The organism is Denitrobacterium sp., from assembly GCF_056180635.1.
The window spans coordinates 26088-49441 of sequence record NZ_JAZZJS010000024.1 but is presented as its reverse complement, the minus strand read 5'-3'; the positions used below and the strand labels follow the sequence as shown (position 1 = coordinate 49441).

Sequence of the window (23354 nt, the reverse complement as noted above, 5' to 3'; positions counted from 1 at the left end):
CCTTGGCTCACAGAACGACATGGCTACGATCCGACTTGTTGCGGCGTAGAGAGCGGGAAGCAAAGCTTCACGCAAATCTACGCCGCAACCCCGAGCAGCGCGAAGTAAAAGCATGAACCAGCGAGCGCACGAGCGGCCTCGTTGGGTCCTGCCGGCTGGAACGGAGGCGAAGCCGAACGTTCCTGTCCGGGGAGCAACCGCGGGGCCGCGAGCAGCGGAGCGGGTGTCCCAAAGGGGCCATGCGGCCGACCGACCGGACAACCCGAAAAAGCTTACTGCCGCGTGAGCGTCTTGGAATGGTTCACGATAAGCGTGAGCACCATGCCCATGACGATGGGGAAGTAGAACGTCAGCAGACGCCAGATGAAGGTGGAGAGTGCGACGACGGCGCTATTCGGGTAGATAGTGCTGAAGAAGAGCGCGTAGGAACTTTCGGCGGCACCAACGGCGCCGGGCGTGGGCACGAACGAGGAAATCATGTACACAAACGCCTGGCAGGATACGATGGACAGGAAGTCGGCATCGACGTAGCCAAAGCCGCGGTAGATCACGTAGGAAATCGAGAAGTACTCGGCTAGCTGGATGAACGTGACGGCAGATGATTTTGCGAGGAGCTTGGGCTCGTGCAGCAGGAACTGAATCTCGCGGTAGGCGTCGCCAATCTGCTTGTCGGCCCAGGAAAGCGAACCTTCCAGGTCTTTCACGAGGCGAATCTTTGCTCCCAGGCGAAGGACGACATGCACTACGTGCTGCGTGCCAGAGCGCCAGAATGCAAGTAGGAGGAGCATCGTCATGAGGCCCAGGCCGCCGATGAAGCCAACGATTACCAAGGCCATGAGCGCCGGATTCTCGTCGGTAAAGTATGTAAAGCGCAGCAGGAGTACGATTGCGCAGAACGTCGTGGTGGAAAGCTGGTAGGAGATGAAGCGACACAGGAGCATGGGAATCGATTTCGAGTACGGCATGCCGAAGCGTCGGTAGTAGTAGGCCTGGAACGGCTGGCCACCGCTGGAAAGGGGAGTGACGCAGTTAAAGTACTGGCCTATCACGGTAACGATATTGGTCTTGTAGAACTTGAAGCCAGGGTGCATCTTGTTCGCGAAGATCTGAATGCAGACGCTTTCGAGAACCCAGTATGCAACCACCATCAGAAGGGCGAGGGTGAGCCACGTCCAGCGGATGTCGCTTACGGCTTCGGCAAGTTCGCTTGCCTCGCCGCCAACGAAAAGATATACGCACAGAAGCGCGAAAGCTAAAACGAGTAGAACGATATTGAGAATCTTCCCCTTCATGTGGGGTTCTTCAATTACTTCTTCCTCTTCCCGTATCGGCTTTTCCGTATCCTGCATGGGTGCCTTTCCCTGCAAGTCCCTAATGCGCATCCCCCTTGCGTGGGCTTACGCGAACTTGAAAATCCTATTCACAAATGAGTACACGCCACGGGCAAGAGCGCGCCCGAGGGGAGTGCGACGGTACGTCCAGCCAGCCATGGAATGCTTCACGAAGCGGTACATGGCGGGGTCGTTCTCCTCAAGGTACTTCCAGATGGCGCGAACCTCGGCGATTGATGCCTCAGTGTTGATTTTAAATAGGTAAATGGTCGAAACGGTCATCATCGTGGATAGATAGCGAGCGATGCTGTCGGCCATCTGCGGACTCTGCGCGCGTAGCTCTTCGTAGTCGAAGTCGTCGATAACGTTGCGCGTTGCCTGCAGCTGTTCGCCGATGTGCTTCTTCAGTACCTCGATTTCGATGGACTGGCCTTCGCGACCGATGAGGTAGAAGTACAGATCGACGTCCATGTAGTACAGGTTGCGCACGTGGGGGAGCGGATGCAACGCGTAAATGCTGTCCATGTACGCGGCATGCTCGGGCAGCATCAGGCCGCTTTCGCGCAGCGTTTGCACGCGGTACGTCATGGCGTGCATCATGAAGTACTCCGAAATGGAGGGGTTCTTCGTATCGGCCCACGTGAAGGCTCGATCGCGCGGCATCATATTGCGATAGCTGATCTGCTTGGTGGATTTGTCGGCCACATGGTCGTACACGAAGTTGGTAACGAACAGGTCGACTTCCGCGTTCTGCTCGTCGAGCTCCTCGATCTTGCGCACGACGCGTTCAAGCGCTTCGGCATCCAGATGATCGTCGGAGTCGAGCACGAGCATGAAGGTGCCGTGGGCTTCGCGCAGAGCATGGTTGATGGCGCCGCCCCAGCCGGCGTTTTCCTGATGGAAGACGCGCACGCTTTCGGGGTAACGGCGCTGGTAGCCTTCTAGAATGGAAAGCGTCTCGTCGGTGGAACCGTCGTCGATGGCAACGACTTCAATGCCCGAAACCTTGTCGAGCAGGGAATCAAAACACTGATCGAGGTATTCTGCGGTGTTGTAACACGGCATCGCTATGGTGAGCGTGGGGTTCAAGACCTCTCGATCCTCCTTGGGCGTTCGGGCACAATGCGCCCATTTTATCAGTAGCCCCCCACATGGGGCGTGATAATCATGGTAAGCCTACATATATATAGATAAGTTTTGGGCGTGCGGAGGGGTGAATTGATGGAGGATTTGCCGCATCTCTGGAGCTAGCCAAAACGGGCCTATATAGTATGTGTCCATCGCTTGGCGCCGCTCGATTCGGCGCGTTCTCATAGGCGTTCTTTTCGCCTCGCGTGCCCCTTCGTTGCGCACGCGTTTTCCCTGTGCGAGTGTTTGTGACTATTTAGTGGGACACTTGCGAGTACCTCCTTAGCAATCTAGAATACATCTTTGCGTCACTGTGTGTATGGATACACCCGGGCGCGTGGTAACAAACGGGGTCGTAAGCCTCGGCTATCCCAGGCTGAAGCTAAGCGGCGATCGTGTGCCACAGAGACAGAAAGGAAATTTGAATGGGAGTCAAGCAATTCAAGCCGACTAGCCCCGGCCGACGCTTCCAGACGGTCTCCGATTTCGCGGAGATCACGACGGATAAGCCGGAAAAGTCGCTGCTGCGTCCTCTGCCGAAGAAGGCAGGCCGCAACAACTACGGTCGCATCACCACCCGCCATCAGGGCGGCGGCGTGAAGCGTCGTTATCGTCTTATCGATTTCAAGCGCAACAAGGACGGCGTGCCCGCCAAGGTTGCCACCATCGAATACGACCCGAATCGCAGCGCTCGCATCGCTCTGCTCCACTACGTGGACGGCGAGAAGCGCTACATTCTGCATCCGAAGGGTCTGTGCGTGGGTGACACGGTGCTTTCCGGCGAAGGCGCCGACATCAAGCCCGGTAACGCAATGCCCCTGTCGGCTATCCCCGTTGGTACGCTCGTGCATGCCGTCGAGCTGCAGCCCGGCAAGGGTGCTGCCCTGGCTCGTTCCGCTGGCACCAGCATCCAGCTCATGGGTAAGGAAGGCAACTACGCTATCCTGCGTATGCCCTCCTCCGAAATGCGTCGCGTGCTTGTAACCTGCCGCGCCACCATTGGCGAAGTTGGCAATGCCGAGCATGGCAACATCAAGATCGGCAAGGCTGGCCGCAAGCGCTGGATGGGCGTCCGTCCTACCGTTCGCGGTACCGTCATGAACCCCGTCGACCATCCCCATGGTGGTGGCGAGGGCAAGAACAAGACCGCCGGTCGTCATCCTGTTTCTCCGTGGGGCGTTCCCACCAAGGGCCATCGCACCCGCAACCCGAAGAAGGCTTCGAGCCGCCTGATCATCCGTCGTCGCAAGAAGTAGCGCGAATTAGCTAGGAGTTAATGTGAGCAGAAGTTTGAAAAAAGGTCCCTTTGTGGAACCGCGCCTTCTCAGTCGCATCGATGCGATGAACGCTGCGGGCACGAAGGACGTCATCAAGACCTGGTCCCGTTCTAGCACCATCTTCCCGGAAATGGTGGGTCACACCATCGCCGTTCATGATGGTCGCAAGCACGTGCCGGTATACATCACCGAATCCATGGTTGGCCACAAGCTGGGAGAGTTCGCTCCCACGCGTACGTTCCGCGGCCACGCGAAATAAGTAGGGAGGGATAGAACATGGAAGCTAAAGCAATCGCTCGCTACGTGCGCGTCTCGCCCCGCAAGGCTCGCATCGTCGTAGACCAGGTGCGCGGCAAGTCCGTCGTTCAGGCTCGTGAGATCCTGGCGTACACCGAACGCGCTATCGCCGAAACCGTCGAGAAGACGCTCAACTCGGCTGTTGCCAACGCAGAGCACAAGGATCATGTGCACGCGAACCAGCTCGTGGTCAAGGCCGCTTATGTCGACGAAGGCCCCACGCTGAAGCGCATTCGTCCTCGTGCAAAGGGCTCCGCTTCGCGCATCCGCAAGCGCACGAGCCACATCACCATTATCGTTGGCACCCGAGAGGAGGCATAAAACACATGGGACAGAAAGTCAGCCCCACCGGCTTCCGCCTCGGCGTCATCGAAAACTGGCGCAGCCGCTGGTATGCCGATAAGGATTACGCGTCTACGCTCGAGAACGACCTCGCTATTCGCGAATACCTCGACAAGCAGCTCGCTCGTGCAGCCGTTTCCAAGGTGGAAATCGAGCGCGCCGGCGACAAGATCAAGATCATCATCACCACGGCTCGCCCGGGTGTTGTGATCGGCAAGAAGGGCGCGGAAATCGATGCGCTTCGCAAGAAGCTCTCGAAGGTGGCCAACGGCCCCGTCAGCGTCGAAGTTGTCGAAATCAAGCGTCCCGAACTCGACGCTACCCTCATCGCCCAGTCTGTGGCCGAGCAGCTGGAAGGCCGCGTTGCCTTCCGTCGCGCTATGCGCAAGGCTGTTCAGTCCGCTCGCAAGAGCGGTGCCAAGGGCATCCGTATCCAGTGCGCCGGCCGTCTGGGTGGCGCTGAAATGAGCCGCCGCGAGTGGTATCGCGAGGGTCGCGTGCCCCTGCATACCCTGCGTGCGAAGATTGACTACGGTTTCTACACCGCCAACACGCAGATGGGCGCCATCGGCGTTCAGGTGTGGGTGTACCACGGCGAGGTCATGCCGGGCCAGAAGGCTCCGGAACCCGCTCTGGAGGGCTCTAGCTCCCGTCCTAACCGTCGTCGTAACAACGATAGGGGGAATAAATAATGCTAGTACCCAAGCGTGTAAAGCATCGTAAGGTGCAGCGTGGCTCTATGAAGGGCAAGGCCAAGGGCGGCACGCGTCTGAACCACGGCCAGTGGGGCATTCAGGCCCTCGAGGCTCATTGGATCACGAACCGCCAGATCGAGGCTGCTCGTATCGCCATCACGCGTCAGATGAAGCGTGGCGGTAAGGTCTGGATCACGATCTTCCCCGATAAGCCCATCACCCAGAAGCCTGCTGAAACCCGAATGGGTTCCGGTAAGGGTAATCCCGAGGCATGGGTCGCTGTCGTCAAGCCTGGCCGCATCATGTTCGAGGTCAGCGACGTCGACGAGGCTACCGCCAAGGAAGCTCTGCGTCTGGCCATCAACAAGCTGCCCATCAAGTGCAAGATCGTCTCTCGCGAAACGGAGGGCCAGGAATAATGAAGGCTAGCGAAATCCGTGAACTTTCCGCCGACGACCTGCAGGCGAAGCTTAAGGAGGCGCGTGCCGAGCTGTTCAATCTGCGTTTCCAGATGGCTACCAGCCAGCTGGACAACACGGCTCGCGTCAAGCAGGTAAAGAAGGACATCGCGCGCATCCAGACCGAAATGCGCGCCCGTGAGCTCTCCGCATAAGTCAAGAGCGAACTGAAAGGACTTAAAGAGTATGAGCGAAGAACGCAACTCTCGCAAAGTTCGCCAGGGCATCGTGGTGAGCACCGCTGGCGACAAGACGTGCGTTGTCGAGATCAAGGAGCGCAAGCCCCATCCGATCTACGGCAAGATGATCACGACCACGAAGAAGTTCCATGCGCACGATGAGAACAACGAGACGGGCGTGGGCGACACCGTTCGTATCATGGAAACCCGTCCGCTGTCCAAGATGAAGCGCTGGCGCCTCATCGAAATCGTCGAGAAGGCCAAATAGTTTGCCCTGCGCGAACTAATCGTAAGGAAGGTTTAAGCAATGATTCAGATGCAAACCATGCTCGCGGTGGCCGACAACTCCGGCGCTCGCAAGGTGCAGTGCATCAAGGTCCTCGGCGGCTCGAAGCGCCGTTACGCTGGCCTGGGTGACGTCATCATTTGCAGCGTGAAAGAGGCACTGCCGAACGGCAACGTCAAGAAGGGCGAAGTCGTCCGCTGCGTTGTGGTTCGCCAGAAGAAGGAAGTGCGCCGCAAGGATGGCAGCTACATCAAGTTCGACCAGAACGCCTGCGTTCTGATCAACACCGATGGCTCGCCCCGTGGCACGCGTATCTTCGGGCCCGTCGCCCGCGAACTGCGCGACAAGAAGTACATGAAGATCGTGTCCCTGGCACCCGAGACGCTGTAGGGGAGGGTAGAAGCACATGAAGATGAAGATCAAGAAGAATGACAAGGTCAAGGTTCTCACCGGCAAGGACAAGGGAGCCGAAGGCACCGTCATCCGCTCGCTCCCCGCTCAGCAGCGCGTTGTGGTCGAAAAGGTGAACATGGTCACGAAGGCCATGCATCCCACGCAGGCCAATCCGCAGGGTGGTCTCACCCACGTCGAGGCTCCCATCCACGTTTCCAACGTGGCTCTGGTTTGCCCGAAGTGCAACAAGGCCACGCGCGTTGGCGTAAAGCGTGTAGATGGCAAGAAGATTCGCGTTTGCAAGAAATGCGGCGCCGATATCGATTAAATTAATCTAGTTTGCAAAACCAGCTCGTATGGGCTGGTTTTGCCATGACCCCCGCGAAGTGCGGGGGACGCAGGGTCGGTAATCCTGCGTTCAAATCATCGGAAAGGGAAGAACATAATGGCTACTCCTCGTCTGAAGGAACAGTACCAGAACGTTGTCGCCCCCCAGCTCATCAAGGATCTGGCTATCGACAATGTCAACAAGACCCCGCGTCTTGAGAAAATCGTCGTGAACATGGGCGTTGGCGCCGCTGCCAGCGACTCCAAGCTTCTCGACGCCGCTATCGCCGATATGCGCACCATCACCGGTCAGCAGCCCATGGTTACCCGCGCCAAGAAGTCCATCGCAGGCTTCCACGTACGCGAGGGCCAGGCTATCGGCTGCAAGGTCACGCTGCGCGGCGACCGCATGTGGGAATTCCTCGATCGCCTGCTGGCAATCGCTCTGCCTCGCGTGCGCGACTTCCGTGGTATCTCCCCGAAGAGCTTCGACGGCCGTGGTAACTACACCATGGGCATCACCGAGCAGCTCATCTTCCCCGAAATCGACTACGACAAGATCGATCGTACTCGTGGTATGGACATCACCTTCGTCACCACTGCTGAAGATGACGTGGCGGCCAAGGCTCTTCTCGATGCCCTCGGCTTCCCGTTCAAGGATTAAGCAACTACACCCGCGAAGCGAGTGAGTTAAAGAAAGAAGGATATGAATGGCTAAGAAATCGATGATCGCCAAAGCGAAGCGCGAGCCGAAATTCTCGACCCGTCAGCACAATCGCTGCAGCCGTTGCGGTCGCCCCCGCGCGTACTACCGCAAGTTTGGCCTGTGCCGTGTGTGCCTGCGCGAATTGGCTAACAAAGGCGAACTTCCTGGCGTTACGAAGTCTTCCTGGTAAGAACCGGATTCAATCGTCACGTTAGGTGTGCTGCTAGCGAAGGCGCGCGCATCACGGGTGCCCGCGAACCGCGCTTTCAGCTCATCACGAACCAAAGGAGAAACAATGAGCATGAACGACCCCATCGCAGATATGCTTACGCGTGTGCGTAACGCAAATTCTGCGGGCCACGATACGGTTTCGATGCCCTCCAGCAAGAAGCTGGTGGAAATCGCCCGCATCATGCACGAAGAGGGATACATCGCCGGCTACGAGATTGAACCCTCCAGCCCCCGCGATATCCTCGAAATCACGCTGAAGTACGGCGCCAAGAAGAACCGCACGATCCGCGGCATCAAGCGCATCAGCAAGCCTGGTCTGCGTATCTACGCCGGCAAGGACGAGCTGCCCCGCGTTCTCGGCGGTCTTGGCACTGCAATCATTTCCACGTCCCAGGGCGTTATGGCCGACCGCGATGCTCGCAAGAAGGGCATCGGCGGCGAAGTAATCGCCTACATCTGGTAAGAGAAGGGAGCGATAGTATGTCTCGTATTGGTAAGATGCCTGTCGTCATCCCCGAAGGTGTCGACGTGAAGATCGACGGTTCTACCGTCACCGTGAAGGGTAAGCTGGGTGAACTCAGCCGCACCTTCCAGCCTATTTTGAAAATCTCTCAGGTCGAGAACACCATTGTGGTGGAGCGTCCTGATGATTCCCGCGAAGCCAAGAGCCTCCATGGCCTCACCCGTACGCTGATCCACAACATGGTCATCGGCGTTTCGGAAGGCTACTCCAAGAAGCTCGAGCTCGTCGGCGTTGGCTACCGTGCCGCTCTCAAGGGTTCCAGCCTTGAGCTCTCGCTCGGTTACTCTCATCCCGTTATTGTCGAGGCTCCCGAAGGCATCACCTTCGAGGTTCCCAGCCCCACGGAAATCTTCGTGAAGGGTCCCAGCAAGGAAGCCGTCGGACAGGTTGCTGCCAACGTTCGCGCCTGGCGTAAGCCCGAACCCTACAAGGGCAAGGGTATCCGCTACGAGGGCGAGCATGTCCGTCGTAAGCTCGGCAAAGCCGCCAAGTCCGAATAAGCGCGAAGGGATACGATATGAAGAAGCTTCAGAAAAAGCAAGCTGGGCTGCGTCGCCGTCATACCCGCGTGCGCGGCAAGGTTTCGGGTACGGCTGCCCGTCCCCGTCTGTGCATCACGCGCAGCAACTCCAACATGTACGCTCAGGTCATCGACGATGTAGCTGGCAAGACGCTCTGCGGCGTCTCCACGCTCGGGCCCGAGTTTAAGGCTACCGACAAGAAGGGCGCTACCGTCGAAGGTGCCGCCGCGCTTGGCGAGATTATCGGCAAGAAGGCTATTGCTGCCGGTATTACCGAAGTCGTTTTCGACCGTGGCGGAAACCTGTATCACGGGCGCATCAAGGCTGTTGCCGATGGTGCCCGCGAAGCAGGCCTGAAATTCTAAGAGAGGGTTAGTATGGCTCGTAAGCAAGAACATCAGTCTGACGTTCCTGAGCTTCAGGAGCGCGTGGTATACATCAACCGCGTTTCCAAGGTTGTCAAGGGTGGCCGTCGCTTCGGTCTCACCGCTCTCGTCGTCGTGGGCGACGGTAACGGCAACGTGGGCATTGGCATGGGCAAGTCCCAGGAAGTGCCCATCGCCATCCGCAAGGGTGTCGAAGACGCCAAGAAGAACATGTTCTCCGTGCCGCTCACCGCTGCCGGTACGCTTCCTCATGAAGTGATCGGCGAGTATGGCGCGGGCCGTGTGCTCATCAAGCCGGCTACGCCCGGTACCGGCGTTATCGCCGGTGGCGCTGCTCGTGCCGTCATGGAGCTGGCTGGCGTCAAGGACGTTTTCGCCAAGTCCCTGGGCACCGACAACGTTATGAACGTGGTCAAGGCTACCGCCGCTGGTCTGCAGTCCATGCAGAGCCCCGAAGAAGTGGCTGAGCGCCGCGGCATTTCGGTCGCCAAGATCTACGGCTGGAAGGACAGTGAGTAATCAATGGCAGAGAAGAAGACGCTGCACGTAAAGCAGGTTCGTAGCGCCATCGGTCGTCCTGCTACGCAGGCCAAGACGCTGAAGGCTCTGGGCCTGGGCCGTATCGGCAAAGAGCACGACCTCATCGACAACGAGTCGGTTCGCGGTCAGATCTTCAAGGTCAAGCACCTCATCGAAGTCACCGAGAACAAATAAGTGCACAAGGCCCCGGGGTTTGCCTCCGGGGCCATATTTGGTAATATGCCAGATTGTGCATCTGGCACAGGAAGTTTGCTGGCGGCGAGCTGCCAGCGTGCTCGTTTAGTGCGAGCAAGCGAAAGGAGATTTATTAATGGAACTCAAGGATCTTAAGCCGGCAGAGGGCTCTCGTAAGAACCGCAAGCGCGTTGGTCGCGGTTCTGCTTCCGGCACGGGCAAGACCGCCGGTCGTGGTATGAACGGTCAGAAGTCCCGCGCTGGTGGCGGCAAGGGTGCCGGCTTCGAGGGCGGCCAGACTCCTCTGGCTCGTCGTCTGCCGAAGCTGCCTGGCTTCCGCAACATCAACCGCGTGGAGTACCTGCCCGTGAACGTTAGCCGTCTCGAGGCTAAGTTCGAGGCTGGCGACGTGGTCGACGGCGATAGCCTGAAGGCCAAGGGCATCATCAAGCATGCCGATGCTCCCGTTAAGGTTCTGGGCGACGGTGAAATCACCAAGGCCCTTACCGTCAAGGTCGACAAGGTATCCGCAAGTGCTGCCGCGAAGATCGAGGCAGCTGGAGGAAAGGTTGAGCAGCCTTGCTAAGTTCCCTGGTAGAAGCATTCAAGGTTAAGGAGCTGCGTAACAAGATCCTGTTTACGCTGGCTATCCTTGCCCTGTATCGCCTGGGTTCGTTCATTCCGGTGCCCGGCATCCCGTTCGCCGCGTTCGCGCAGGCGTATCAGGAAGCCGGCGGCGCCGCTATGACGATGATCGACATCTTTTCCGGTGGCGCGCTTTCCCACTTCAGCGTGTTCGCGCTCGGCATCATGCCCTACATCACCGCATCCATCATCATGCAGCTGATGCAGGGCGTTATCCCGGCTGTGGGTCGTTGGGCTAAGGAAGGCGAAGCTGGCCGCAAGAAGATCACGCAGGCCACGCGTTGGCTCACGCTGGCGCTCGGTTTCATCAACGCCGTTGGTTATCTGCTGCTCTTCCAGTCCAGCACGTACGGCGTAACCTTCTCGTCCGAAGTGCCGTATGGCCTTACCTGCTTCCTCGTCGTGTTCACGCTTGTTGCCGGTACCGGCTTCATCATGTGGATGGGCGAGCTCATCACGCAGCGTGGCATCGGCAACGGCATGTCGCTCATCATTTTCACGAGCATCGTCTCGCGTGTGCCCTCGGCCATTTTCGAGAGTGCCACGAGCCAGTCCGATGCGGGCATGGGCCTGGCTATTACGCTGCTCATTCTCGCGGTGGTTATCATCGCAATCCCCGCGATTATCTTCATGGAGCGCGCTCAGCGCCGCATTCCCGTTAGCTACGCCAAGCGCGTGCAGGGTCGTAAGATGATGGGTGGCCAGTCCACCTACATCCCTCTGAAGGTGAATGCCGCGGGCGTTATCCCCATCATCTTCGCGAGCTGCCTTATCTACTTCCCGGCTCAGATTGCCGCGCTTTTCAACGTAGATTGGCTCAATTCGTTCGCGAACGCGATTTCGAGCGGTTGGGTTAACTGGGTGCTCACCTTCCTCCTCATCATCTTCTTCGCGTATTTCTATACGTCGATGGTGTTCAATCCGGAAGAGCTTTCCAGTAACCTGCAGAAGCAGGGCGGCTTCGTGCCCGGCATTCGCCCCGGCTCGGCTACCGTGAACTACATCAAGAACGTGATCAAGCACGTCACGCTTCCCGGCGCCATGTTCATTGCCGCGGTTGCCGTTGTGCCTTCCATCCTGTTCTCGTTCACGAACAACTACCTTATTCAGGCCTTTGGCGGCACGTCCATCCTCATCATGATTGGCGTTGCCCTCGACACCATGAATAAGGTCGAATCGCAGTTGAAGATGTACAACTACGACGGCTTCTTCAAGTAAAGGAAGTGTTTGCGCAATGAATATCGTTCTCCTCGGCGCACCCGGTGCTGGCAAAGGCACGCAGGCCGCAAAGCTCGTAGAGAAGTTTGGCATGTGCCATATTTCCACCGGCGACATCCTGCGCGCTGCCGTACGCGACCAGACCGAACTCGGCGTCAAGGCCAAGGGTTTCATGGATGCTGGCGAGCTCGTTCCCGATGAGCTCATCATCGATCTCATGAAGGAGCGTATCCAGCAGCCCGATACGCAGGCAGGCGTTCTGTTCGACGGCTTCCCCCGCACCACCACGCAGGCGGTTGCTCTCGACGGCATGCTCAGCCAGCTCGAGCGTCCTCTCGATGCGGCTCTGCTCATCGATGTCGACTTCGAAGTCATCGTAAAGCGTCTTACCAGCCGCCGTATGTGCCGCGAGTGCGGTTTCATCGGTTCCGAGTCCGACGGTGCTTCTTGCCCGAAGTGCTCTGGCGAGATGTACCAGCGCGACGACGACAACGAGACCACGGTTCGCAACCGTCTCGATGTGTACGAGAAGTCCACGGCTCCGCTGATCGACTACTATCGCGGCAGCGACCTTCTCGTTTCCGTCGATGGCGATCGCGATCCCGAGGTTGTTCTCGAGGATGTCATCGCAAAGCTCAACCTCTAATCGGGTTTCATAGAGCGCAGAGGGGCAGGAGTTTTTCCTGCCCCTTTTCTATGCCTGCACGCCGATGTAAGACGGCATATGCCTTTGCGTAGATAGGCGTCATTCGCTTCCTATCCGTTTGCACCTGGTGTTTCCTTATTTATAATGAGCGCAGGATGCAAACATCTTTCGAAAGAATACTCAGCTTCATCGTTCCCCTCCTGCGAAACCATGCGCGGGAAGTGCGTCATTATGCTCGTTGCGCGCTCGTTCTGGTGGCCATCGCGTTCTGTCTCGAAGTCTTCGTATTCAATTTCAATCATTGGGCCACCCTTGGGTACGACTGCGTAAACCTATCCGATAGGCTTACGCTTCAACAGAACGAAACCGATGAAACGTACCGCATTACGGAAGCCGATAGCGTTATCGAGTTTTCGAACCTCAATAAAGAGGTAAAGAACGTTCGCATCGATTTCGATGGAAACCAGTCGGCCCAGAACGTGCAGGTGAAGATTGAGTTCACCGACGCTGGCCATGAAACGTACTTCGATTCCACGGAGTATTCCTCGGGCGTTCCCACGCGTACCGTTGCCACGAATGACGATGGCACCGAGTATCTGAAGCTCAACACGACTGGTCTTACGAACAACCTGCGCATCGAAATCACCGGCGAGGACGTTACGTATCCCATCAAGATCAAAGCCGTGTACATCAACAACACGTATCCGTTCCATTTCCTCATGGCGCGCTTTCTCATTGCGCTAGCGGTAATCACGTTCGCGTACCTGTTCCGCCCGAAATCCTCAATCTATCGCATTTCCGTTGTCGAGCAGCCTCGCGTATCGAAGGCGTGCATTCTCCTCGCGAACGTCCTGGAGATTTACCTTGTGTCGGTGCTCCTGTTCACCGGTTCGAATCTGGTGGGCGTGGCGACGCAGGCATACAACTCCGGTTCGTGGGACCCAACGAGCGTTATCACGACGTTCGAGGTTGGTGGCGAGAATTCCCAGCAGTACGCGCGCCTCGCCGAGGCGATGTCGCATGGCCAGCTCTATCTCGACGAGGAGCCTCCCGAGTGGCTGCAGGAAATGGACAACCCGTACGATAAGGGAGCTCGCGATGAGCTGCAGAAGGCGACGGGGGAGTCGTACCTGTGGGATGTCGCGTACTATCAGGGCCATTACTACGTGTATTTCGGCGTTGTGCCCGTTATCGTGTTCTACCTGCCGTATTTGCTCCTAACCGGCGGGTCGTTCCCAACGGCTGTGGGCGTGTGGATTGCCGCAGTGGCGTTCATTTTGGGTTGCACCGCGTTGCTCCATCGCTTCGCACGCCATCATTTCAAGCATGTGAGCCTGGGTCTCTACCTCTTGCTCCAGATGCCGCTCGTGTTCTGTTGCGGCATTCTCTACCTGGTGAAATTCCCCACGTTCTATTCGCTGCCCATCATGATGGCCCTGGCGTTTTCCATGTGGGCGCTCTATTTGTGGATGCGTGGCCGTTCCGCAAAGCATCCTTTGGGGTGCTATCTGGGCGGTTCGCTTTGCATGGCGCTCGTGATGGGCTGTCGTCCGCAGTTCATTCTCCTTGCCTTGGTGGCAATCCCTCTGTTCTGGCGTAGGTATATCTCGGAGCGTCGTATTCTCACGAAGCGCGGGGCCCTGGAATTCGGCTGCCTTATCGCGCCATTCCTGGTGGTTGGCATTGGCATCATGCTTTACAACTATGCACGCTTCGGAAGCTTCACCGACTTTGGCAGCAACTACAACCTCACTACGAACGACATGACGAAACGTGGCATGGACCTGGGCCGTTTGGCGCCAGCGCTCTTCGCGTTCTTCTTCCAGACCCCCACGACGACGGGCGTGTTTCCCTATATTCAGCCCGCTACGTTCGAGACCACGTACATGGGGCAGACGATCAAGGAAGTCACGTTCGGCGGCATCTTCGCATGCCTGCCCATCCTGTGGGTGTTGCCGCTAGCCATTCGCGGCGTGCGCATGCGCGTGCATTCGCGCAGCACGCATACCACGGCGGGCGTCATCATCGTTCTGCTGGCAACGGGCGTTCTCATCGCGCTTGCCGATGCCGAAATGGCAGGTATATTGCAGCGCTATTTCGCCGACTTCAGCATCATGTTCCTAATGGTGGTGGTGCTTACGGTATTCATCTTGAACGAGAACATCGCGCACGATTCGCCGGGATTCGACATTGCCATGAAGATCTTGCCGGCGCTTGTGGGCATTAGCCTGGCGTATAGCTTCTTGCTATGCCTCGTTGCGGAAACGGGCTGGTACTCTGAGGCATATCCGTGGGCCTACCAGAGCATCATCCATATGTTCCAGTTCTGGACGTAAGAAGGCCTCGCGTTTTCTCCATAACTCCACCACGCGAAAGCCCACTTACCGAACGTCTTTGCACCTCAAAGGGCATTACGCCCTGCCTTTGAATACCACTGATAGGATACATTTCAGCAGAGGTCCCTTCGAAGGAGAGGAATATGACCAGAGAATTCAAGTCTATGGACGGCAATACCGCCGCAGCGCATGTTTCGTATGCGTTCACCGAGGTTGCCGGTATCTATCCCATCACCCCGTCGAGCCCCATGGCCGACTTTGTGGACCAGTGGTCTGCCAACGGTCGTAAGAATATCTTCGGATCCACGGTGAACGTTGTCGAAATGCAGAGCGAAGGCGGTGCAAGCGGCACGGTTCACGGTTCTCTTACCGCAGGCGCCCTCACCACCACCTACACTGCTTCGCAGGGTTTGCTGCTCATGATTCCGAACATGTACAAGATTGCTGCCGAGCAGCTCCCCAGCGTGTTCCATGTATCCGCTCGTACCGTTGCCACGCAGAGCCTGAACATCTTCGGCGACCATTCCGACGTCATGGCTTGTCGTCAGACCGGTTTCGCCATGCTCGCCGAAGGCAACGTGCAGGAAGTCATGGACCTCTCCGCGGTTGCGCATCTTGCAGCCATCAAGGGCCATATGCCGTTCCTGAACTTCTTCGACGGCTTCCGCACGTCGCACGAGTATCAGAAGATTGCCGTTTGGGATTACGACGACCTGGCCGATATGTGCGACTTCGATGCCGTGGCCGCGTTCCGCGCCCATGCGCTTAACCCCGAGCATCCCGCTATGCGCGGTAGTCACCAGAATGGCGACATCTTCTTCCAGAACCGCGAGGCGTGCAATGGCGTATACGACGCACTGCCCGCCGTGGTGGAAGGCTGCATGCAGCAGGTGAACGAGAAGATCGGCACCAACTACCAGCTCTTTAATTACTATGGCGCCCCCGACGCCGACCGCGTGGTCGTGTGCATGGGTTCTTTCTGCGATGTCCTGGAAGAGGCTATCGACTATCTGAACGCCCATGGCGAGAAGGTTGGCCTGGTGAAGGTTCGCCTGTATCGTCCGTTCAGCATCTCGCACTTCGTCGACGCGCTTCCCGCAACGGTGCGCAAGATCGCCGTTATGGACCGCACGAAGGAGCCGGGCAGCATTGGCGAGCCCCTGTATCTCGACGTGGTAAGCGCTCTGCGCGAAGCTGGTCGCAGCGACATCGCCGTTTTGGGCGGCCGTTATGGTCTGGGCAGCAAAGACACGCCCCCGGCCAGCGCCTTCGCGATTTACGAAGAGCTTGCCAAGGACGAGCCCAAGCGCGAGTTCACCATCGGCATCGTCGATGACGTTACGCATCTTAGCCTTCCCGAGAACCCCGACTGCCCGAACACGGCTGCTCCTGGCACGATTGAGTGCAAGTTCTGGGGCCTGGGTGGCGACGGCACGGTTGGCGCTAATAAGAACAGCGTCAAGATTATCGGCGACCACACCGATAAGTACGTGCAGGCGTACTTCCAGTACGACAGCAAGAAGACGGGTGGCGTCACCATCAGTCACCTGCGTTTCGGCGACAGTCCCATTCGCAGCGCGTACTACATCAACAAGGCCGACTTCGTTGCGTGCCATAATCCCAGCTATATCATCAAGGGCTTCCGTATGGTCCAGGATGTTAAGCCGGGCGGCGTTTTCATGATCAACTGCCAGTGGTCGGCCGAGGAACTCGATCGCCATCTGAATGCCGAAACGAAGCGCTACATCGCTCGCAACGACATTCAGCTCTATACGATCAACGCCATCGACCTGGCTATCGAAATCGGCATGGGCAAGCGCACCAACACCATCCTGCAGAGTGCCTTCTTCGCGCTGGCGAAGATCATGCCGCAGGAAGAGGCTATCCAGCTCATGAAGGATGCCGCTACGAAGTCCTACCTGAAGAAGGGCCAGGACGTCGTCGATATGAACCACAAGGCCATCGACGCGGGCGCTACGGCATTCGTGAAGATCGACGTTCCCGCTGCCTGGGCCGACGCTGAAGATGATGTTCAGGCCGAGACGCTTTCCGGCGATCCCGAGCTGGTGAAGATGGTCACCGAAATCATGCAGCCCGTTGGCCGCATGGATGGCGACCGCCTCCCCGTGAGCGCCTTCATGAACCATGTCGACGGCCAGTGGCCGCTGGGCGCTTCCGCATACGAAAAGCGCGGCTTGTCCGTTTCGGTTGCCGCATGGAACCCCGAGTCCTGCATCCAGTGCAACCAGTGTTCTTTCGTCTGCCCCCATGCCACTATCCGCCCGTATGTGCTCACCGAGGAAGAGGCTCAGGCTGCTCCTGCAACGGCGCAGTTCATCGATGCGAAGGGTCCGAAGGTCAAGGGCATGAAGTATACCCTGGCCGTATCTCCGCTCGACTGCATGGGCTGCGGCGTGTGCATTGGCGCTTGCCCCACCAATTCGCTTGCCATGGTTCCCACCGAGGGCGAGCTTCCCAAGCAGGAAGTGTTCGACTACTGCGTGGCCGAAGTTGCCGAAAAGGCGGAAGCCTGCGGCACGAGCGTGAAGGATAGCCAGTTCAAGAAGCCCCTGCTCGAGTTCTCTGGTTCTTGCGCCGGTTGCGCCGAGACGAGCTACGCACGCCTGGTTTCCCAGCTCTTCGGCGACCGCATGTTCATCGCGAACGCTACCGGTTGCTCTTCCATTTGGGGCAACCCGGCTGCAACCTCGCCGTACACCACCACCGCCGATGGTCGCGGTCCCGCATGGTGCAACAGCCTGTTCGAAGATAACGCCGAGTTCGGCTTGGGTATGCGCGTTGGTCACGAGGCAGTTCGCAACGAGCTTGCCATCGAGTCGGCCGCCATCATCGAGTCCGATGCTCCCGAGGCCGTGAAGGCGGCTGCTCAGCAGTGGCTTGATACGCGTAGCGATGCTGCGGCAAACCAGGAAGCCGCCAAGGCGTACGTCGAGCAGCTGAAGGCGTTCGACACCGAAGCCGCGCGCAAGATCCTCGAGCGTAGCGAGTTCCTCACCAAGAAGAGCTACTGGATCTTCGGTGGCGACGGTTGGGCTTACGACATCGGTTACGGTGGCCTCGACCATGTGCTCGCGAGCGGTCAGAACGTCAACGTTCTCGTATTCGACACGGAAGTGTATTCCAACACGGGTGGCCAGGCTTCGAAGGCTTCGAATATCGGCCAGGTTGCTCAGTTCGCTGCCGCTGGTAAGGACGTTCAGAAGAAGAGCCTCGCCGAGCTCGCCATGTCGTATGGCTACGTCTACGTCGCCCAGATCGCCATGGGTGCGAAGCCCGCACAGACGATGAAGGCAATCTGCGAAGCAGAAGCGTACGACGGCCCCTCGCTCATCATTGCCTATAGCCCCTGCGAAATGCACTCCATCAAGGGTGGCATGAAGAACTGCCAGTCCGAGATGAAGCGTGCCGTCGAGTGTGGTTACTGGAACCTCTTCCGCTTCAATCCCGAAGCCGAAGCGGGCAAGAAGTTCACGCTTGATTCCAAGGAGCCCTCGGGTGGCTATCGCGACTTCCTCATGAACGAGGCTCGCTATAGCCGTCTTACCCGCGAATTCCCCGAGCGCGCCAACGAGCTCTTCGATGAGAACGAGAAGAATGCCATGGCTCGCTACGAGCACCTGGTCAAGCTGAAGGAGATGTTCTCCGAAGCGTAAGCCTTGCTCGAAAGGTCGCAATACAAGAAAGGACGCACATCGTGCGTCCTTTCTTTTTGTTATCGCCCGCAGGTGACGTACGGGCGATAGGTTCGTATTTCCTGGCTGGGAGCGGCTGGTGATTAGGCGAGCTTCTCGAGCGTGGCGAGCTTCACGCAGCAGCAGAATACGGCAAGCGCCTCTTCGAGTTCTTCGAGCGGCGGCAGGGAGGGGGCAATGCGGATAACGGCGTCGTCCGGGTCTTTGTGGTAGGGGAAGGGGGCGCCAGCACCCGTGAGGGTCACGCCTGCTTCGCGCGCGAGTTCCACAATGCGCTTTGCGGTGCCGTTGGGGCCCGTGAAGGTTACGAAATAGCCGCCGCGGGGATGCGTCCAGCTGCAGCCAACGCCTTCCAGTTCGCGCGTAAGCGTCTCCTCCACCAGGTCGAATTTCGGACGGAGCAGTTCGGCGTGCTTCGCCATATGGGCGGCGATACCTTCCGCATCGCGCAGAAAGCGCACATGGCGGAGCTGGTTCAGCTTATCGTGGCCGATAATCTGAACGTTCATGAGCTTCGTGATTTCAGCGATATTGGCTTCGCTCGAGGCCATGGCGGCAATGCCCGCACCAGGGAAGGTAATCTTGCTGGTGCTGGCGAATTTGTATGCGCGATTGGGGTTGCCGGCCTTCTCGCAAGCGCGGCTGATGTCGGCTACGTGCTCCTGCTGAGCGGGGTCGGCGGAAAGATGATGCACGCAGTAGGCGTTGTCCCAGAAGATGCGGAAGTCGTCGGCTGCCTTCATGGAAGCAAGGCGCTCGACGACTTCACCGGAGTACGTGCAACCGGAAGGATTGGAATACGTGGGAACGCACCAGATGCCCTTCACGCTTTCGTCGGCGGCGAGCGCTTCGACAGCGTCCATGTCGGGGCCATCTTCATTCAGGGGAACGTTGATCATCTCGATGCCGAAGAGCTCGGTGATGGAAAAGTGGCGGTCGTAGCCGGGAACGGGGCAGATCCACTTAACGGTGTCGAGCTTTCCCCAGGGGGTGCAGCCCTGCGTACCGAACGACCAGTTGCGGGCGATGGCATCGTACATGAGGTTGAGGCTCGATTCGCCTCCGACGATAACGCGTTCCGCCTTATCGTCGAGCATGGCGGCCATGAGTTCGCGCGCCTCGGGAATGCCCGTGCCCACGCCGTAGTTGCGGCAGTCGGTGCCATCGCAGGCCGCAAGCGAGGAGTCGGACGTAAGGACGTCGAGCATGGGGGCGCTCAGGTCGAGCTGGGCGGAAGAAGGCTTACCTCGGGCCATGTTCAGCGATAGATCCTTCGCCTTCCATGCGGCGTATGCTCGTTTCTGCTCTTCGAGCAGTGAGCTACATTCGGCTGAACTCAGGTCGGCGTATGACATAGTCGATTCCTTCTTCCGTCTTGCCTTATACAAAAAGGGGACGCCATTTTCAGCGTCCCCAAAATGATATACCGCGTGGTTTTAATCGTTGAGCGTCATGCCGTCTTCTAGCACGACTTCCATATTACGTTCCTTGCTGACGTCGTGATTCTCGAAGCGAGCGTAGTCGGCGAGGATTTCCTCGCTGGGAGCGGGGGAAAGCTTCGAGACGATGTAGATTGCCAGGCAGCTGAGGATGAATGCGGGCAGCAGTTCGTAGATGCCAAAGACGCCACCTAGGGGCTTGATGAAGTTGTGCCAAATGAGCACTGTGGCTGCACCCGTGATCATGCCGGCGATGGCACCCTGCTTAGTGGTGCGCTTCCAATAGAGCGAGAAGAGCGTAAGCGGGCCGAACGACGCGCCCAAGCCAGCCCATGCGTATGACACGACCGTGAAGATGACCGAATCTTCGTTCCAGGCAACCAGGATGCCAAAGAGCAGCACCACGGTAAGCGTAATGCGAGAAACGATGAGCACCTGCTCGTCGGTAGCGTTCTTCTTGAAGATGCCGCGGAAGATGTTCTCGGCAACCGAAGAGCCGGTGATGAGCAGATACGAAGACGCGGAAGACATCGATGCCGCCAGAATGCCCGAAACTACGATGCCGCACATGAATGCCGGAAGCATGACCTGCGAGAGCATGATGAAGATGCTTTCAGCCGAGGAGCTGGTAACCGCGCCGCCCAGGAGCATGGGGAGCGCCTTGCGCCCGATGAGGCCGATGCATACGGCGGCGAACATGCTGATCACCACCCACACGACGGCGATGATGCGCGATTGCTTCACCTCTTCTTCGCTGCGGATGCCCAGGAAGCGCACGAGCACCTGGGGCATGCCGAAGTAGCCCAGGCCCCAGGAGAGCGTGGAGATGATGGTGAGCACGCCAAAGGGCGTGGGGTCGTCGAATAGGGGCGTGCCGTCCATGGCCATCTGCGCGCCCGACTCGTCGAGCAGGGGAGTAGCGGTTGCGGTTGCGGAAATGAACCCGGGAATGTCGCTGAGGAACTCGGCGGTTGCCTGCACGCCACCCGCCATGGTGATGGAGCCGATGACCACGACGATTAGGGCGAAGAACATGAGGCAGCCCTGCACGAAGTCGGTGGCCACGACGGAAAGGTAGCCGCCAACCATGGTGTAGAGGAACACGATGAGGGCGCCGAATACCATCATGACGGAGTAATCCCATCCGAAGAGCGTATGGAAGAGCTTGCCACACGTTACGAAGCAGCTGCCCGTGTACACGCAGAAGAAGAGAAGAATGATGACGGCTGCGATGGTGCCCACTACATTCTTCTTATCGTGGAAGCGATTCGTGTAGAAGCCGGGTAGGGTGATGGAGTCGTTTGCCACGACGGAGTAGCGGCGCAGGCGCTTGGCGACGAATCGCCAATTGAGATACGTGCCGATTGCCAAGCCGACGGCCGTCCAACCCGCTTCGCCCACACCCGTGAAGAAGGCAAGACCGGGCAGGCCCATAAGAAGGTAGCCCGACATATCGCTTGCCTCCGCGGAGAGGGCGGTGAACCAGGGGCCTACTTTTCGCCCGCCCAGAAAGTATTCCGATGCGGAAGAATTCGAGCGTTTCGCGTAAATGAAGCCAATGGTTAGCACAGCGATGAAGTAGATCAAAATTGCTATGACAACAAGGCTATCCGTGTTTTCCATCGTTCTCCCTACTAATATATATGTATGAATTCGTTTCCGATTTTTACAACCCACTACGTGCGGCTCAACATTATAAAGCAACGCATATATAGTAAGTATACGTGTGATGACGTGGGCACATGTTGCGGGTAAACGGAGGAATCGTGGAGATACGCCCGGGGGCGTGTCGACTGTTGACACGCCCCCGCGGCTAGCGTATTATTCCATCTGCTCGCGCTTCGGGGGGCAACTTCGAAAACCGAGCCGCAGCTTGAAAATTGCACAAGTTAAGCGAAAGATGGGCGTGTGCCCGAGTGGTTAATGGGGACGGGCTGTAAACCCGTTGGCTCTGCCTACCTAGGTTCGAATCCTAGCGCGCCCACCATCTTTGCCCGTGTAGCTCAGTAGGTAGAGCACTTCGTTGGTAACGAAGAGGTCACCGGTTCAAATCCGGTCGCGGGCTCCATCTATTTATCGTATGTGGAACCCATTCGCTTACATCTAGTAGGGAATACGGTTCCTTATGCATTTGGCGGTGTAGCTCAGTTGGTTAGAGCACACGGTTCATACCCGTGGCGTCACTGGTTCGAATCCAGTCACCGCTACCATAGATATGTTTACTGCTTCTAGCAGTTGTATTTTTAGCTCATAAACGCCCCATCAGGGGCGTTCTCATTGAAGGAGGAATTCATGGCTAAGGAAAAGTTCGAGCGTACTAAGCCGCATGTAAACATCGGCACCATCGGTCACGTCGACCATGGTAAGACCACGCTCACCGCTGCCATCTCCAAGACCCTGTCCAGCAACGACGGGTCTCACGGCACCGCTCATGCTGACTTCACGGCCTTCGAAGACATCGACAAGGCTCCTGAAGAGCGCGAGCGCGGCATCACCATCTCCATTGCTCACATCGAGTACGAGACGGACAAGCGTCACTACGCTCACGTTGACTGCCCCGGCCACGCCGACTACGTCAAGAACATGATCACCGGTGCTGCCCAGATGGACGGCGCTATCCTGGTTATCGCCGCTACCGACGGCCCCATGGCTCAGACTCGCGAGCACATCCTGCTCGCTCGTCAGGTAGGCGTGCCCTACATCGTTGTCTTCCTGAACAAGTGCGACATGGTCGACGACGACGAGCTGCTCGAGCTCGTTGAGATGGAAGTTCGCGAGCTGCTGAACTCCTACGAGTTCCCCGGAGACGACACCCCGATCATCCGTGGCTCCGCTCTGAAGGCTCTGGAAGGCGACGCTGCCTACCAGGAGAAGATCTGGGAGCTCATGGACGCTGTCGACACCTGGATTCCCACTCCCGAGCGCGACACCGACAAGCCCTTCCTGATGGCTATCGAAGACGTTATGACGATCACCGGTCGTGGTACCGTTGTAACGGGTCGTGTTGAGCGTGGTCAGCTGAAGGTTGGCGACGAACTGGAAATCGTGGGTATCCGCGACACCACCAAGACCACCTGCACGGGTGTTGAGATGTTCCGCAAGCTGCTCGACGAGGCTGAGGCCGGCGACAACATCGGCGCTCTGCTCCGCGGCATCAAGCGCGAAGACGTTGTCCGTGGTCAGGTTCTCTGCAAGCCCGGTAGCGTTACCCCGCACACCGAGTTCAAGGGCCAGATTTACGTTCTGACCAAGGAAGAGGGCGGCCGTCACACCCCGTTCTTCGATGGCTATCGTCCTCAGTTCTACTTCCGCACCACCGACATCACTGGTGTTGCTCACCTGCCCGAGGGCACCGAAATGGTCATGCCGGGCGACAACGTGGAGATCAAGGGCGAACTCATTCACCCCGTCGCCATGGAAGAGGGCCTCAAGTTCGCTATCCGCGAAGGTGGCCGCACGGTTGGTTCCGGTCGCGTAACCGAAATCATCAAATAACTTCAATGAGGTTAGTGGAGAGGGCTCACGAATGTGGGCCCTCTCTTACCACGCTTAACTATCTTGTG

26 protein-coding genes and 3 tRNA genes are annotated in these 23354 nt (G+C 58.0%); 25 read left to right on the top strand and 4 right to left on the bottom strand.

Going from position 1 to position 23354, the window contains the following annotated elements; all coding sequences use genetic code 11:
- Positions 1–272: 272 nt before the first annotated feature.
- Both AC04P6_RS02210 and AC04P6_RS02205 read right to left on the bottom strand, forming a co-directional pair.
- Positions 273–1349 (bottom strand): lysylphosphatidylglycerol synthase transmembrane domain-containing protein, encoded by a 1077-nt coding sequence (locus tag AC04P6_RS02210; protein ID WP_475564957.1) that lies wholly within the window; start codon positions 1347–1349, stop codon positions 273–275.
- A gap of 48 nt (positions 1350–1397) precedes the next feature.
- Complete coding sequence (locus AC04P6_RS02205) at positions 1398–2420, bottom strand: glycosyltransferase family 2 protein (protein ID WP_475564956.1); 1023 nt, start codon at positions 2418–2420, stop codon at positions 1398–1400.
- A gap of 464 nt (positions 2421–2884) precedes the next feature.
- Here AC04P6_RS02205 and rplB point away from each other — a divergent pair, with 464 nt between their 5' ends.
- The 21 genes from rplB (at position 2885) to nifJ (ending at position 18313) form a co-directional block, all read left to right on the top strand.
- Positions 2885–3715, top strand: coding sequence for a 50S ribosomal protein L2 (rplB, locus tag AC04P6_RS02200; protein WP_475564955.1), 831 nt, complete (start codon positions 2885–2887; stop codon positions 3713–3715).
- A gap of 22 nt (positions 3716–3737) precedes the next feature.
- Positions 3738–3995, top strand: coding sequence for a 30S ribosomal protein S19 (gene rpsS, locus AC04P6_RS02195; RefSeq protein ID WP_475564954.1), 258 nt, complete (start codon positions 3738–3740; stop codon positions 3993–3995).
- Positions 3996–4012: 17 nt separating this feature from the next.
- The gene (gene rplV, locus AC04P6_RS02190) at positions 4013–4354 is read left to right on the top strand and encodes a 50S ribosomal protein L22 (RefSeq protein ID WP_475564953.1); all 342 of its coding nucleotides are present in this window, start codon (positions 4013–4015) and stop codon (positions 4352–4354) included.
- Positions 4355–4359: 5 nt separating this feature from the next.
- On the top strand, positions 4360–5067 hold the full coding sequence (rpsC, locus tag AC04P6_RS02185) for a 30S ribosomal protein S3 (RefSeq protein ID WP_066663271.1): 708 nt from the start codon (positions 4360–4362) through the stop codon (positions 5065–5067).
- On the top strand, positions 5067–5489 hold the full coding sequence (rplP, locus tag AC04P6_RS02180; protein WP_475564952.1) for a 50S ribosomal protein L16: 423 nt from the start codon (positions 5067–5069) through the stop codon (positions 5487–5489). The genes rpsC and rplP overlap by 1 nt, the downstream gene beginning before the upstream one ends.
- Positions 5489–5683: a 50S ribosomal protein L29 gene (gene rpmC / locus AC04P6_RS02175; protein ID WP_066663264.1), complete on the top strand. Its 195-nt coding sequence runs from the start codon at positions 5489–5491 to the stop codon at positions 5681–5683. The genes rplP and rpmC overlap by 1 nt, the downstream gene beginning before the upstream one ends.
- A 31-nt stretch (positions 5684–5714) precedes the next feature.
- Positions 5715–5975, top strand: coding sequence for a 30S ribosomal protein S17 (gene rpsQ, locus AC04P6_RS02170; protein WP_475564951.1), 261 nt, complete (start codon positions 5715–5717; stop codon positions 5973–5975).
- Between the two features lie 39 nt (positions 5976–6014).
- Entirely contained in the window at positions 6015–6383 is a 369-nt protein-coding gene (gene rplN, locus AC04P6_RS02165; protein WP_475564950.1) for a 50S ribosomal protein L14, read from the top strand.
- Positions 6384–6399: 16 nt separating this feature from the next.
- Positions 6400–6714, top strand: coding sequence for a 50S ribosomal protein L24 (gene rplX, locus AC04P6_RS02160; RefSeq protein WP_475564949.1), 315 nt, complete (start codon positions 6400–6402; stop codon positions 6712–6714).
- Positions 6715–6831: 117 nt separating this feature from the next.
- Positions 6832–7377: a 50S ribosomal protein L5 gene (rplE, locus tag AC04P6_RS02155; protein WP_475564948.1), complete on the top strand. Its 546-nt coding sequence runs from the start codon at positions 6832–6834 to the stop codon at positions 7375–7377.
- Positions 7378–7423: 46 nt separating this feature from the next.
- Positions 7424–7609 carry a type Z 30S ribosomal protein S14 gene (locus tag AC04P6_RS02150; protein ID WP_066663243.1) on the top strand — a complete coding sequence of 62 codons (186 nt, stop codon included), beginning with the start codon at positions 7424–7426 and terminating at the stop codon, positions 7607–7609.
- A gap of 105 nt (positions 7610–7714) precedes the next feature.
- Complete coding sequence (gene rpsH / locus AC04P6_RS02145) at positions 7715–8113, top strand: 30S ribosomal protein S8 (protein ID WP_475564947.1); 399 nt, start codon at positions 7715–7717, stop codon at positions 8111–8113.
- Positions 8114–8130: 17 nt separating this feature from the next.
- The gene (gene rplF, locus AC04P6_RS02140) at positions 8131–8673 is read left to right on the top strand and encodes a 50S ribosomal protein L6 (RefSeq protein ID WP_475564946.1); all 543 of its coding nucleotides are present in this window, start codon (positions 8131–8133) and stop codon (positions 8671–8673) included.
- A 17-nt stretch (positions 8674–8690) separates the two neighbouring features.
- The gene (rplR, locus tag AC04P6_RS02135; protein WP_475564945.1) at positions 8691–9059 is read left to right on the top strand and encodes a 50S ribosomal protein L18; all 369 of its coding nucleotides are present in this window, start codon (positions 8691–8693) and stop codon (positions 9057–9059) included.
- Between the two features lie 12 nt (positions 9060–9071).
- Positions 9072–9599, top strand: coding sequence for a 30S ribosomal protein S5 (gene rpsE / locus AC04P6_RS02130; RefSeq protein ID WP_066663233.1), 528 nt, complete (start codon positions 9072–9074; stop codon positions 9597–9599).
- A gap of 3 nt (positions 9600–9602) precedes the next feature.
- On the top strand, positions 9603–9794 hold the full coding sequence (rpmD, locus tag AC04P6_RS02125) for a 50S ribosomal protein L30 (RefSeq protein ID WP_475564944.1): 192 nt from the start codon (positions 9603–9605) through the stop codon (positions 9792–9794).
- A 136-nt stretch (positions 9795–9930) separates the two neighbouring features.
- Positions 9931–10380: a 50S ribosomal protein L15 gene (rplO, locus tag AC04P6_RS02120; RefSeq protein WP_475564943.1), complete on the top strand. Its 450-nt coding sequence runs from the start codon at positions 9931–9933 to the stop codon at positions 10378–10380.
- Positions 10374–11657 carry a preprotein translocase subunit SecY gene (gene secY / locus AC04P6_RS02115; protein WP_475564942.1) on the top strand — a complete coding sequence of 428 codons (1284 nt, stop codon included), beginning with the start codon at positions 10374–10376 and terminating at the stop codon, positions 11655–11657. Before rplO ends, secY begins: the two co-directional genes overlap by 7 nt.
- A gap of 16 nt (positions 11658–11673) precedes the next feature.
- Positions 11674–12303: an adenylate kinase gene (locus AC04P6_RS02110; RefSeq protein ID WP_475564941.1), complete on the top strand. Its 630-nt coding sequence runs from the start codon at positions 11674–11676 to the stop codon at positions 12301–12303.
- A 155-nt stretch (positions 12304–12458) separates the two neighbouring features.
- Positions 12459–14639, top strand: a complete 2181-nt coding sequence (locus tag AC04P6_RS02105) for a cytochrome C oxidase Cbb3 (RefSeq protein ID WP_475564940.1) — start codon at positions 12459–12461, stop codon at positions 14637–14639.
- A 143-nt stretch (positions 14640–14782) separates the two neighbouring features.
- The gene (gene nifJ, locus AC04P6_RS02100) at positions 14783–18313 is read left to right on the top strand and encodes a pyruvate:ferredoxin (flavodoxin) oxidoreductase (RefSeq protein ID WP_475564939.1); all 3531 of its coding nucleotides are present in this window, start codon (positions 14783–14785) and stop codon (positions 18311–18313) included.
- A gap of 122 nt (positions 18314–18435) precedes the next feature.
- On the opposite strand, the gene AC04P6_RS02095 is transcribed toward nifJ, so the two are convergent.
- Positions 18436–19707 (bottom strand): aspartate aminotransferase type Ic, encoded by a 1272-nt coding sequence (locus AC04P6_RS02095; RefSeq protein ID WP_475564938.1) that lies wholly within the window; start codon positions 19705–19707, stop codon positions 18436–18438.
- A gap of 81 nt (positions 19708–19788) precedes the next feature.
- Positions 19789–21414, bottom strand: coding sequence for a sodium/proline symporter (locus AC04P6_RS02090; RefSeq protein WP_475564937.1), 1626 nt, complete (start codon positions 21412–21414; stop codon positions 19789–19791).
- Positions 21415–21693: 279 nt separating this feature from the next.
- On the opposite strand from AC04P6_RS02090, the gene AC04P6_RS02085 reads away from it, so the two are divergent.
- The 4 genes from AC04P6_RS02085 (at position 21694) to tuf (ending at position 23286) form a co-directional block, all read left to right on the top strand.
- A tRNA-Tyr gene (locus AC04P6_RS02085) sits at positions 21694–21778 on the top strand.
- Positions 21779–21783: 5 nt separating this feature from the next.
- Positions 21784–21859 (top strand) — tRNA-Thr (locus AC04P6_RS02080).
- 65 nt (positions 21860–21924) lie between these two features.
- Positions 21925–22001 (top strand) — tRNA-Met (locus tag AC04P6_RS02075).
- A gap of 82 nt (positions 22002–22083) precedes the next feature.
- Entirely contained in the window at positions 22084–23286 is a 1203-nt protein-coding gene (tuf, locus tag AC04P6_RS02070; protein ID WP_475564936.1) for an elongation factor Tu, read from the top strand.
- Positions 23287–23354: the final 68 nt, after the last annotated feature.

Excerpts from the sequence above, each read along its gene's own strand:
- AC04P6_RS02210 (WP_475564957.1), bottom strand. The coding sequence starts at position 1,349 with ATGCAGGATACGGAAAAGCCGATACGGGAAGAGGAAGAAGTAATTGAA.
- rplB (WP_475564955.1), top strand. The coding sequence starts at position 2,885 with ATGGGAGTCAAGCAATTCAAGCCGACTAGCCCCGGCCGACGCTTCCAG.
- rplV (WP_475564953.1), top strand. The coding sequence starts at position 4,013 with ATGGAAGCTAAAGCAATCGCTCGCTACGTGCGCGTCTCGCCCCGCAAG.
- rpsC (WP_066663271.1), top strand. The coding sequence starts at position 4,360 with ATGGGACAGAAAGTCAGCCCCACCGGCTTCCGCCTCGGCGTCATCGAA.
- rplP (WP_475564952.1), top strand. The coding sequence starts at position 5,067 with ATGCTAGTACCCAAGCGTGTAAAGCATCGTAAGGTGCAGCGTGGCTCT.
- rpmC (WP_066663264.1), top strand. The coding sequence starts at position 5,489 with ATGAAGGCTAGCGAAATCCGTGAACTTTCCGCCGACGACCTGCAGGCG.
- rpsQ (WP_475564951.1), top strand. The coding sequence starts at position 5,715 with ATGAGCGAAGAACGCAACTCTCGCAAAGTTCGCCAGGGCATCGTGGTG.
- rplN (WP_475564950.1), top strand. The coding sequence starts at position 6,015 with ATGATTCAGATGCAAACCATGCTCGCGGTGGCCGACAACTCCGGCGCT.
- rplX (WP_475564949.1), top strand. The coding sequence starts at position 6,400 with ATGAAGATGAAGATCAAGAAGAATGACAAGGTCAAGGTTCTCACCGGC.
- rplE (WP_475564948.1), top strand. The coding sequence starts at position 6,832 with ATGGCTACTCCTCGTCTGAAGGAACAGTACCAGAACGTTGTCGCCCCC.
- AC04P6_RS02150 (WP_066663243.1), top strand. The coding sequence starts at position 7,424 with ATGGCTAAGAAATCGATGATCGCCAAAGCGAAGCGCGAGCCGAAATTC.
- rpsH (WP_475564947.1), top strand. The coding sequence starts at position 7,715 with ATGAGCATGAACGACCCCATCGCAGATATGCTTACGCGTGTGCGTAAC.
- rplF (WP_475564946.1), top strand. The coding sequence starts at position 8,131 with ATGTCTCGTATTGGTAAGATGCCTGTCGTCATCCCCGAAGGTGTCGAC.
- rplR (WP_475564945.1), top strand. The coding sequence starts at position 8,691 with ATGAAGAAGCTTCAGAAAAAGCAAGCTGGGCTGCGTCGCCGTCATACC.
- rpsE (WP_066663233.1), top strand. The coding sequence starts at position 9,072 with ATGGCTCGTAAGCAAGAACATCAGTCTGACGTTCCTGAGCTTCAGGAG.
- rpmD (WP_475564944.1), top strand. The coding sequence starts at position 9,603 with ATGGCAGAGAAGAAGACGCTGCACGTAAAGCAGGTTCGTAGCGCCATC.
- rplO (WP_475564943.1), top strand. The coding sequence starts at position 9,931 with ATGGAACTCAAGGATCTTAAGCCGGCAGAGGGCTCTCGTAAGAACCGC.
- AC04P6_RS02110 (WP_475564941.1), top strand. The coding sequence starts at position 11,674 with ATGAATATCGTTCTCCTCGGCGCACCCGGTGCTGGCAAAGGCACGCAG.
- AC04P6_RS02105 (WP_475564940.1), top strand. The coding sequence starts at position 12,459 with ATGCAAACATCTTTCGAAAGAATACTCAGCTTCATCGTTCCCCTCCTG.
- nifJ (WP_475564939.1), top strand. The coding sequence starts at position 14,783 with ATGACCAGAGAATTCAAGTCTATGGACGGCAATACCGCCGCAGCGCAT.
- AC04P6_RS02095 (WP_475564938.1), bottom strand. The coding sequence starts at position 19,707 with ATGTCATACGCCGACCTGAGTTCAGCCGAATGTAGCTCACTGCTCGAA.
- AC04P6_RS02090 (WP_475564937.1), bottom strand. The coding sequence starts at position 21,414 with ATGGAAAACACGGATAGCCTTGTTGTCATAGCAATTTTGATCTACTTC.
- tuf (WP_475564936.1), top strand. The coding sequence starts at position 22,084 with ATGGCTAAGGAAAAGTTCGAGCGTACTAAGCCGCATGTAAACATCGGC.